This is a genomic window from Clostridium sp., assembly GCF_050717635.1.
Taxonomy (GTDB): Bacteria; Bacillota; Clostridia; order Clostridiales; family Clostridiaceae; genus Clostridium_AD.
On sequence record NZ_JBOITO010000005.1, the window covers coordinates 17,848 to 27,745 of the forward strand.

At 31.2% G+C, this 9,898-nt stretch carries 12 protein-coding genes, 1 pseudogene and 1 other annotated feature; of the genes and pseudogenes, 6 read left to right on the forward strand and 7 right to left on the reverse strand.

Going from position 1 to position 9,898, the window contains the following annotated elements; all coding sequences use genetic code 11:
* Positions 1-15: 15 nt before the first annotated feature.
* Positions 16-267 carry a hypothetical protein gene (locus ACREWB_RS03050; RefSeq protein WP_431546028.1) on the reverse strand — a complete coding sequence of 84 codons (252 nt, stop codon included), beginning with the start codon at positions 265-267 and terminating at the stop codon, positions 16-18.
* A gap of 264 nt (positions 268-531) precedes the next feature.
* Between ACREWB_RS03050 and ACREWB_RS03055 the strand changes: the two genes are divergently transcribed.
* Together ACREWB_RS03055 and ACREWB_RS03060 are read left to right on the forward strand one after the other, a co-directional pair.
* Positions 532-771: a hypothetical protein gene (locus ACREWB_RS03055; RefSeq protein WP_431546017.1), complete on the forward strand. Its 240-nt coding sequence runs from the start codon at positions 532-534 to the stop codon at positions 769-771.
* Complete coding sequence (locus tag ACREWB_RS03060) at positions 752-1,063, forward strand: YbjQ family protein (protein ID WP_431546018.1); 312 nt, start codon at positions 752-754, stop codon at positions 1,061-1,063. The genes ACREWB_RS03055 and ACREWB_RS03060 overlap by 20 nt, the downstream gene beginning before the upstream one ends.
* 66 nt (positions 1,064-1,129) lie before the next feature.
* On the opposite strand, the gene asnA is transcribed toward ACREWB_RS03060, so the two are convergent.
* Positions 1,130-2,152, reverse strand: a complete 1,023-nt coding sequence (asnA, locus tag ACREWB_RS03065; protein ID WP_431546019.1) for an aspartate--ammonia ligase — start codon at positions 2,150-2,152, stop codon at positions 1,130-1,132.
* A 95-nt stretch (positions 2,153-2,247) separates the two neighbouring features.
* Positions 2,248-2,500: a binding site (T-box leader), on the reverse strand.
* Between the two features lie 174 nt (positions 2,501-2,674).
* Here asnA and ACREWB_RS03070 point away from each other — a divergent pair.
* Positions 2,675-3,145: a VanZ family protein gene (locus ACREWB_RS03070; RefSeq protein ID WP_431546020.1), complete on the forward strand. Its 471-nt coding sequence runs from the start codon at positions 2,675-2,677 to the stop codon at positions 3,143-3,145.
* 95 nt (positions 3,146-3,240) lie between these two features.
* Here the strand turns inward: ACREWB_RS03070 and ACREWB_RS03075 are convergent, their stop codons facing one another.
* The 4 genes and pseudogenes from ACREWB_RS03075 to ACREWB_RS03090 form a co-directional block, all read right to left on the reverse strand.
* Positions 3,241-3,765: a histidine kinase dimerization/phospho-acceptor domain-containing protein gene (locus ACREWB_RS03075; RefSeq protein WP_431546021.1), complete on the reverse strand. Its 525-nt coding sequence runs from the start codon at positions 3,763-3,765 to the stop codon at positions 3,241-3,243.
* Positions 3,766-3,785: 20 nt separating this feature from the next.
* Positions 3,786-4,238, reverse strand: a complete 453-nt coding sequence (locus ACREWB_RS03080; protein ID WP_431546022.1) for a hypothetical protein — start codon at positions 4,236-4,238, stop codon at positions 3,786-3,788.
* Between the two features lie 213 nt (positions 4,239-4,451).
* On the reverse strand, positions 4,452-5,039 hold the full coding sequence (locus ACREWB_RS03085; RefSeq protein WP_431546029.1) for an ATP-binding cassette domain-containing protein: 588 nt from the start codon (positions 5,037-5,039) through the stop codon (positions 4,452-4,454).
* Between the two features lie 147 nt (positions 5,040-5,186).
* A pseudogene (locus ACREWB_RS03090) lies at positions 5,187-5,590 on the reverse strand (response regulator transcription factor); the annotation flags it as partial.
* 178 nt (positions 5,591-5,768) lie between these two features.
* On the opposite strand from ACREWB_RS03090, the gene ACREWB_RS03095 reads away from it, so the two are divergent.
* Positions 5,769-6,374, forward strand: coding sequence for a histidine phosphatase family protein (locus ACREWB_RS03095; RefSeq protein WP_431546023.1), 606 nt, complete (start codon positions 5,769-5,771; stop codon positions 6,372-6,374).
* 51 nt (positions 6,375-6,425) lie between these two features.
* Positions 6,426-7,229, forward strand: a complete 804-nt coding sequence (locus ACREWB_RS03100) for a hypothetical protein (protein WP_431546024.1) — start codon at positions 6,426-6,428, stop codon at positions 7,227-7,229.
* 18 nt (positions 7,230-7,247) lie between these two features.
* On the opposite strand, the gene ACREWB_RS03105 is transcribed toward ACREWB_RS03100, so the two are convergent.
* A complete protein-coding gene (locus ACREWB_RS03105) occupies positions 7,248-8,003 on the reverse strand; it encodes a hypothetical protein (RefSeq protein WP_431546025.1) in 756 nt (251 codons plus the stop codon).
* A gap of 200 nt (positions 8,004-8,203) precedes the next feature.
* Between ACREWB_RS03105 and ACREWB_RS03110 the strand changes: the two genes are divergently transcribed.
* Positions 8,204-9,349 (forward strand): pyridoxal-phosphate-dependent aminotransferase family protein, encoded by a 1,146-nt coding sequence (locus ACREWB_RS03110; protein ID WP_431546026.1) that lies wholly within the window; start codon positions 8,204-8,206, stop codon positions 9,347-9,349.
* Positions 9,350-9,898 lie beyond the last annotated feature (549 nt).

Sequence of the window (9,898 nt, forward strand, 5' to 3'; positions counted from 1 at the left end):
AAATTTTTGAATGTACTATTTATCTTTTTTCTTCTTACGACTTAAGGAAAGTCCACCAAAACCGCTAATAATTGCAATATAGAATCCGAAATCATACCACCATCCAGAATTTAAAACCTCATAAACACGATGACCGCGATTAAATAAACCTAAAAATAGAGATATGGGTGCAATCCATCCATGCCAAATACCGGATAAGAAGTTTGCAGGCCTTGCCTTAGAGTAACTACCATCTCCCGGCATACATGCCACTAAAAGCATAGACATACTTAAAAGTCCTAAAATTAGTAGAGTACGTTTAGTTTTTATTTTCATTAAATAATCCCCCTTTTTTTGTTTGAAATTACAATTTAATATTTATTTTTTATATAGATGCTAATATATTTATAATACATATTTTATCATTTAATGTATTAAAACACTATAAAACTCTAAGTATAATTAATAAGGATAATTTTAAAGTAATAATTTTAATTGTCTGTGATTTATGTTATTATATGTATAATAACATTTTCTTATATGGGGGTTAAAATGAAGAAAATCATTATAACTGTATTTATAACACTAATTTTTATCATAATAGCTGGATTCTATGCGGGAGGTATAGTTTATTCCATGGCAGAAGAGGGAGCACCATCTTTCTTAGTACCTCTGGGAATGATTATTTTAACGATTATTTTCATAGCAATTATAGGCGTTTTAATTTACAACATGTATGAAAGGATAAAAGAAATTAGGAGGGGTGACGAAGATGATATTAGTAAATACTGATTATATTAGTGGTAAAGAGTTAGAGACTCTTAGTATGGCCAAAGGTTCGGTAGTATGGTCAAAAAACATTGGTAAAGACATTTTAAGCGGATTTAAAACCTTGGTTGGTGGAGAAATTAGTAGTTACACAGAAATGATGAATGAGGCTAGGGCTATAGCGACAAAACGTATGGTAGAAGAGGCAGAAGGCATGGGCGCTGATGGTATTGTTAACATAAGGTATGCAACTAGTGCTATAATGCAGGGCGCTGCAGAAGTTATAGCTTATGGAACCGCAGTAAAACTTAAATAATAATAAGTTATAAATATTACAAAAACACCGTAAATAAATTAGTTATTTACGGTGTTTTTAATGTGGTTAAAGTAAAATTATATTTTCTGACTTGCAGTCTTCTATCATTTCATCTGGCCATATTGAAGACTGGACCTCGCCAATATGAGCTTTATTTAAGAAATACATACATATTCTAGATTGGCCTATTCCACCACCCACAGTATATGGGAGTTTACCTTCAAGCAAAAGTTTATGAAATTCAAATGAGCTTCTTTGTTCACAACCAGCTAGTTTAAGCTGCTTTTTTAACGCTATTTCATCGACTCTTATTCCCATAGAGGATAGTTCAAAGGCTTTTTCTAGTATGGGATACCAGAATACAATATCTCCATTAAGTGACCAATCATCATAGTCAGGAGCTCTACCATCATGCTTTTCTCCAGATTTTAGTGTGCCACCAATTTGCATGATAAATACTGCGGTTTTTTCTTTGCAAATGGCATCTTCTCTTTCTTTTGGAGTAAGAGAAGGATACAAATTCTCAAGTTCTTGCGTAGTTATAAAGAAAATTTCCTCTGGCAGAAATTTTTCTATTTTAGGATATAATTTGTGAACATGATCTTCAGTACCCTTAAAAACCTTATACAGATTAGTTACAATTTCTTTTAATTTGTCTAAAGTTCTATCTTCTTTAAGAATAACCTTTTCCCAGTCCCATTGGTCTACATATATAGAATGGAGGTTATCTAAATCTTCATCTCGCCTTATAGCATTCATATCAGTATATAGACCTTCATTTGCATCAAATCCATATCTATATAAAGCCATACGTTTCCACTTAGCTAGTGAATGTACAATTTCAATGTTTGTATCAGATATAGCTTTCATATCAAAGGAAACAGGGCGTTCAATACCATTTAGGTTGTCATTGAGGCCAGTATCAGATTTTACGAAAAGAGGAGCCGATACTCTTGTAAGATTTAATTCCTTTGCTATTCTATTTTCAAAATAATCCTTTACCTGTTTAATAGCAATTTCCGTATCCTTTAGTCCAAGAAGTGGATCGTATTTATCTGGAATTGCAAGTTGGTTTTTATAAGTTATCATAAATAATACCTCCTAATATTTTTTTGTGATGATTAGCATGGATATGCTATATATTTTTTTATATTAAAACAAAAAACAAAAAACCTTCATCCTTGTTATAGGACGAAAGGTTAAACTTCCGTGGTACCACCTAAATTAGCTTCAAAAAGCTCACTCGTAATCAGTACGGAAACAGTGTTTCGATACTGCCCTATATATAACGGTTAGGCTCCGTCCATACCTAATTTCACAAGGATTTCAGCTGGAAACTCAGAGATGTTTTTCAATATAGGCATCGTATGGAACTTCCACTATAATCCACTCGCTTTGACTACTTCCTACATATACTCTTCTCGTCACAGTCTTTATAAAAATAACTTGTAATTATTATAACGTGCAAGTTTTAATTTGTCAACATGCAAAAAAATACTTCACACATGCAAAAAAAATGAATAACTTAATATACAATATTGACAAGAAGATTTAAGTGAATCATAATCAAGAGGTTAACAAAAAAAAGTGAAATGCTTGAGGGGTATAAGTATGAAGAAAAAACATATTAATTGGATTTTGGTTATAGGGTGGATGGTTTTAATATTTATCTTTTCTAGTCAACCAGCAAAAGTATCAAATCAAAATAATAAATTTATTATATATTTATTTAATTCACTTGGATTAGACCTAAATAGTATACTTGGAGGTTTATGTGATTTTATAATTAGGAAAGCAGCACATTTTATCATATATTTTATTTTGTATATTCTGGCATATAGAGCTATGAATATAAAAGGAAATACAGATATTAAGAGTTTTATTTTGCCTATATTAATTGTGTTTGTGTATGCATGTTCTGATGAGTTGCATCAAGCTTTTGTTCCAGGCAGAGGACCTGCATTTAGAGATGTATTGGTTGATACTTCTGGGGGACTTGCTGCTTCTATAATTATGCATATTTGTGTCGCATTAAAAAAGAAACCTGCTCCACCAAATAAAGACCTGACTAAATTAAAATAAAGTTGCACAAAAATCAATAACTTAATTCTTTCATCAAAGATTTTCTGATTTATTATTGAATAAAGGTAGCTTCACTTGGACATCAAGCAATCCATTCAGCAATTTTCTTCGAATATGGGAACTGATGCTGCAAGACACTCTGTCACAAGATTCGTAAGATTAATTCGTTCCATATTTACTTCTGGTTCTGAATTTATGAGATATGAATACTCAAAAAAGTGTTCAATCACCTGTCCCAATTCTGCGGTATGTTTTTGCGCAATTCCAAGTTTTTTTCCCTTATTGTCGGTCATTTCACCCTTTTCCATAAGTTGATGATACCCCTTTATAGCAGTAAGCGGTGTACGCAAATCATGGGACATATTCGCAATCAGCTCCTTAAAACACTTTTCTCTTTTTATACTATCAATACACAATCTTTCTTCTCTGGCTAAACATCTGTTGATATTGGTAGCCAGAGTATTTAGGTCACTGTTGATTAGCTCTAAACTAATCGGCTGCCTAGTCTTTTCCCGTAGTCTCTTAGTTATTAACCGATTGATATTGTGCAATTGCATTTGAATATAAATAATATATATAATGAACAAGATACATAAAGTTCCAAACACAATTGTAAGCATTATCACCACCAACCTTTCAGCTATTTAATTTCAGATTTTCTAAATGCAAAGTACGTAACAGCAAGCATTACAATAATAAATATCAAACTAACAACGATTGCCTTGAAGATGTCACCCGCTACTGAATCCAATGTAATAAAAGTGTAATTACCTCCAAATGGCGTACAGTCGAAAATACCATCAAAAATGATGGAACTACCTCTTAATCCCGCCAACTGAGAGCAAAAAAATGTAAATCCATAATAAATAGCAACCACAAGCACTGGTTTTTTAAGTATAAAAGCAATTGGTACACAGACACTTAATTGTGCCGCATATATGATCATCAACGTTAACATAACAACCAATAGTTTCCACATTTCTGATGTAGAAAAGACTATACCAGCTTCTGAGGTCAGTATATGCAGGAAACCCACTGATATCTTACCCATGCTAAACTTAGAACCTGTACTAAGTGCAATGCATATTATCACGGCATAAGGAAGCAGAAGAAGCACTACGGCGCAACAAAATACAATTGACTTACTTACTATGACAGTACCCCTACTGTAGCCACTTGCAATAGCGTCATGGATTATTTTATTGTCGAAATCACCACCATGGCCAATGCACTTAGAGTTGTTATTATAAAAAGTATCTTAAATGTAATTGATTTGTGTAACGTAAATAAGTTAGCTCTAATCAGATTATACATTTTTATCACTCCCAACTATAGAAATAAAGTAATCTTCAAGAGTGTCGCCCTCATTTGAAAAGTTTGTAGCCATAATCCCATTTTCAAAGAGGATTCTTGATACTCGTTCTTTTTCCTCCAGATAATCAAACAGCTTAATGGTTTCATCCGGCATAACTTTATAATTGGTTGTATTTAGTTTCGTTTCCAAAATACTCACAAGTTTTCCTGGTTGATCGCATTTTATTAAAAAGTGATGTTTACAACGTTCTTCAAGTTGTGTAAGGGTTAGGTGCTGTTTGATTTGGCCTTTGTGAATGATAATGTAATCAGTAGCAGTTTTATAGAGCTCGGGTAAGTTATGACTCGAAATTAGAATTGTCATTTCCCGCTCTTCACATATTTTTTTTAGTAAATTGCGTATTTCTACAACACCTAATGGGTCAAGCCCATTTATAGGTTCATCCAAAATAAGAAATTCAGGCTTTCCAAGCAGAGCAATAGCGATACCTAAGCGCTGCTTCATACCAAGAGAAAAGTTCTTTGCTTTCTTTTTCTTTGTATCAGAAATCCCAACAAGATCTAATAATTCATCCTCAATTTCCTTGTTAAAATCTGTTTATTCATTGTTGTTCACCTATCCTTTCTACTTTTAGTATAAAACTCAAAGGTTTAGAAAAGGTTAAGAATTTTAAGAAAAGTGTTATGAAAGTGATAATTAATCCTTGTATACACGATAGCCTAGTCCTCATACTGTTTCAATATATTTTTCATTTGGATTTGAATTTTTTAGTTTATTTCGCAAATTGCTGATATGGGTTTTGACAGTATTATCATCCTCAAAATATTCATCCTTCCAAATAGATTCGTAGAGGGTAGATTTTGTAAAGACTTTGCCTTGTCATTTAGCACTAAGTCCTTATACCGAAAGACCTTAATTTCTTGTGTTTGCTTGTGGGAACGCCGTAAATTGGATTCTATTCGTGCTACTACTTCACCTAAATCAAAAGGTCTTGTAATATAGTCATCTGCCCCTAATTTAAAGAAATCAATCTTTGTGCCAATCATGTCCTTTGCAGAAATACTGATTACAGGTGTTTCCGAAAATTGTCGCATTTCCTTTAGTATTTCATCTCCACTTTTATAAGGAAGCTATCATCTACACTTGTCGTAAACGGATCAAAAAATCCTAGGGGGTATTTTCTTATGAATCATTGTATAAGGAATCAAAGATTTAGATTTTTCCTTTTAATTATTTTATATGTTAAAATTGTTTGTAGTATTAATAAAGAAATGACTGATTTCTAATATATAAAGGGTGGTTTGAAATTTGAATATATATATAACAAGGCATGGAGAAACAGAGTGGAATAAACAAGGTAGGATGCAGGGATGGAAAAACTCTAATTTAACGAAAAAAGGTGTGGACAATGCTATTAAGCTTGGGAAGAGTTTAAAACATATAGAATTTGATTATATTTATTGTAGTCCTTTAGGAAGAGCGATTGATACAGCAAATTATATTAGAGGAGATAAGACTACAGAAATTACTATTATTGAAGATTTAAAAGAAATGGGGTTTGGAGTATATGAAGGTATGGAGAATGAAAAAATAAAAGAGTTGTATACGCAGCAGCAGTATAATTTTTGGAACAAACCTCATTTATATGAAACTATAGATGGGGAAAGATTTGAAGAATTAATTCAAAGAGTAAAACAGGTATTAAAGCACATTATAATTAATACAACTTGTGAAAATATATTAATAGTAACACATACACTTGTTATAAAGGCTCTCTATTTAATAATAAAAAATCGTTCTTTGGAGGACTTTTGGAAGCCACCATTTATGTATGACACATGTTTAACGGTATTAGAAGTACAGGGTACAAAAATTGAAATTATAATAGAGGCTGATATATCTCATTTAGATTAATAAGAAGTATATGATGATATTAATGTAAGAAAAATCTGAAAGGGTGATTTAATGGATTACTTGACGCACTTATTAATAAAGACAATGGTAGATACGCTATATATGACTGGGATGATAATTCTTGTAGGATTTATTCTCGGATTTTTAAGGGAGCGTTCAATAGCAAACTTCCAAAAGAGTTTTGGATGGAAAGCAGTTGCGATAACTGCTATTATAGGGGTTCCTATACACGAAATTTCTCATACTATCTTTTGTTTTATTTTTGGCCACAAAATTGTAAAAGTCGTACTATTACAAAAGAGAGATGAAAATGGAGTACTTGGATATGTTAATCATTCTTATAACCCTAACAACGTATATCAACAAATAGGTAATTTCTTCATCGGTATTGCCCCTATATTAGGAGGAATTGCTTCTATAATTGCTTTAATGCGGATTATAATTCCAAGGGCATATAATGAATTTATAGCTATATCTATGAACAATTTGGATATAACTAAGTTAGATGGTGCAACTATAAATGGAATATTGAATTCTTATATTAAGTTAATAACATCTATTTTCACCATTAGGAACTTTGCAAATCCATACTTTATAGTGTTTTTGTTACTGGCTATATTTATCTCATCTCATATATCATTAAGTTCTGCAGATATTAAAGGTGCTTCTAAGGGATTAATTATAATATTCCTAGTAATTGGAGTTATAAATGTGCTTGGATTCACAAGATTTGGTATGGAAAAAAATATATTGAAATATAACATTGTGCTTATAGGTTTTCTAATAGTGTCATTGATTTTTTCAAGCATAACCTACATTGTGAGTTTACTGCTAGTATTAATAAAATCACGTTAAAAGATATTTATATTTAATTTATTTCAGATAAGAAACATTATTTTCAATTTGTTTAAATATGGACCGAACTGCTTTTGACCAGTTCTGATCTTGAGAATATTTTCTGTTAATCCAAGTAAGAGCATCTATATTATTAGGTTTGTTTTTGCTTAGGTTAGACAAAGTTCTTGCAGCGATTGTACAAGCATCTTCAATGTTAGTATTATACTTTTGCCAACTATTAAATACATTAAAGGGATTGTTAGCAATTTTATAAGCATTTTTATTATTTTTGGGGACAAAAGATTGCTCTTGCCCTGTAATAGCAAACAAAACAAGGGGATTTAGATTAAAATCTTTGCTAACAGATAGTATTATTGAAAAATAGGGTTCTTCAGCTAAAAGAGAATTTCTTGATTTTAAAAAATCTTTTAAATTTGTTGTATGCACATTTTTGTACATTAAATAATCTGGTAGGTGAGTATTAACAACTTGAGTTTCATTAGTTATATTAGACTTTGAGATATCAATTTTAATATCTTCTGTATCACCATGACTTAAAGTAATCTCTTGACTATCAACTACTTCTAAGCTCGCAGAAGAAGCTAAATTATTTGAAAACGATATTGTAGAGTTATGGGTAGGTAAAATTTCTTCTAAAGTTATTATCCTTGAGTCATTATAAGGTACGGGAGTTAAAGTACTAGAAGGCCTAATGGCTAGTACACAAATGAAAATACAAATTATAGTAATTAATTTAAAATTAGAACTAATAAGAGCGCTTTTAATATTCATTTATTTACACCTACTTTTAATTTTGTGAAATACTTATTTGAAAATATTACAATTCACTATATTACAAATATTGACAAAAAACAAAAAGAGTATACATATTTTAAATTTTCAAAATCTATTGTATGCATACAATTTTCAATATCTATTAATAGTGATATAATATTTAACAATATAAACTAAATTTAAAGGGAGTGGCAAATATGAAAGTGTCTCAGATAATGACTCCAGGACCTACGCAGGTAAGAGAAAACGTTAGAATTGCAAGGTCTTTAGTTACTACTAATCCGGATTTGGATTTGGAATTTTATGAATTTTACAAAGAAACTTGTGAAAAGATAGGAGAGTTCTTAAAAACTAATAACCAAGTTCGAGTACTAAGTGGTGAGGGGATTTTAGGGCTTGAAGCTGCATGTGCATCGCTAACTGAAATTCATGATAGGGTGTTAGTAATTGATAATGGTATTTTTGGAGAAGGATTTGCAGATTTTGTTAAGCTATATGGTGGAGAAGCGGTTTTTTTTAAAGGTAATAGAAAATGTAATATAGATATAATTGAATTAGAAAAGTTTCTAGAAAAAGATCATGAATTTAAATATGCTACAATAGTGCATTGTGACACTCCTTCAGGTGTTCTAAATGATATAGATAAAATATGCCATTTGCTAAAGAAAAAGGGTATATTAACTGTAGTGGACAGTGTAGCAGCTATGGGTGGAGAAGATATTAGAGTAGATGAATGGGGAATAGATATAGCACTCGGTGCTTCACAGAAATGTGTTTCTGCACCAGCGGGGCTTACTTTCATAAGTATAAGTGAAGATGCATTTAAATTAATGCAGCAAAGAAGAACCCCTATAGCATCTTATTATTGTAATCTACTTGTATGGAAAGATTATTATGAGAATAAATGGTTTCCTTATACACCACCAATAAGTGATATTGTTGGACTTAGGCAGGCTATTGATAATATATTAGATGATAAAGGTATACTTCAAAGACATGAGGCTATTGGAAAAGCTACAAGGAAAGCTATAATGGAAGTGGGCCTTAATTTATACATTAAAGAAGGATACTCGAATACTGTAACAGTTATAGAAATTCCGAAGGAAATAAATGATAAAGAATTGTTAAAACATATGATTGACGAATTTAATGTATTTATAGCTGGTTCATTTGGATATCTACAAGGAAAAGTAATAAGAATAGGACATATGGGAGAAAATGCGAGGAAGGATAAAATGGCATATACTCTATTAGCATTACAAAGTTCATTAAAAGCACTAGGATTTGAATGTGAAAAAAATATGGTTGAAGTCTTTTTAAAGGAAGTACAAGATGATTTATAACGTTTTGATACCTGAAACACGCATACTCGTGATTTCAAGTATGGGTAATTCAATAAAGCAAGTATAAGTTTAATAAAAACAGAGTATACTAACCCTAGTGTATCAGGGTAAAAGAAACCTAACAATTAGTAGTATTATAGAGAATGTTGCATATAATTGTGGATTTTACTCGGCTACTTTAAATATAATATAGTAGGTATATGATAGAATACTCCTTGTCGTCGTAAAGCAGCGGCGCAGTAAGCTAAATGTTGATTGTTGTTCGATTTATTTTTAAATGAAAATTATTTTTAAAAACTTGTTGACAAAACAAGAAATGTCTAGTAGAGTAGTAGAAGTCGTCAGTGATTGACGAATATACAAAAACAACAAATTGGTCTTTGAAAATTAAACAGAGAAATAGGTAAAGAATAGCAAAATAATATTTTGCTAAACCAGTTAATTACTTTAGTAAAAAGAAGTAAATTTTTAGTCGTAAGACTAAATAGTATGTAATGAGCTTGCGAATCAACCTAACGGTTGATTAACCATCTTAACAGTTGGCGCAGA

What these genes read in the sequence shown, in the direction of transcription:
- ACREWB_RS03075 (WP_431546021.1), bottom strand. Translation starts at nt 3,765, where the DNA reads ATGCTTACAATTGTGTTTGGAACTTTATGTATCTTGTTCATTATATAT.
- ACREWB_RS03105 (WP_431546025.1), bottom strand. Translation starts at nt 8,003, where the DNA reads ATGAATATTAAAAGCGCTCTTATTAGTTCTAATTTTAAATTAATTACT.
- ACREWB_RS03110 (WP_431546026.1), top strand. Translation starts at nt 8,204, where the DNA reads ATGAAAGTGTCTCAGATAATGACTCCAGGACCTACGCAGGTAAGAGAA.
- ACREWB_RS03070 (WP_431546020.1), top strand. Translation starts at nt 2,675, where the DNA reads ATGAAGAAAAAACATATTAATTGGATTTTGGTTATAGGGTGGATGGTT.
- ACREWB_RS03055 (WP_431546017.1), top strand. Translation starts at nt 532, where the DNA reads ATGAAGAAAATCATTATAACTGTATTTATAACACTAATTTTTATCATA.
- ACREWB_RS03060 (WP_431546018.1), top strand. Translation starts at nt 752, where the DNA reads ATGATATTAGTAAATACTGATTATATTAGTGGTAAAGAGTTAGAGACT.
- ACREWB_RS03050 (WP_431546028.1), bottom strand. Translation starts at nt 267, where the DNA reads ATGTCTATGCTTTTAGTGGCATGTATGCCGGGAGATGGTAGTTACTCT.
- asnA (WP_431546019.1), bottom strand. Translation starts at nt 2,152, where the DNA reads ATGATAACTTATAAAAACCAACTTGCAATTCCAGATAAATACGATCCA.
- ACREWB_RS03100 (WP_431546024.1), top strand. Translation starts at nt 6,426, where the DNA reads ATGGATTACTTGACGCACTTATTAATAAAGACAATGGTAGATACGCTA.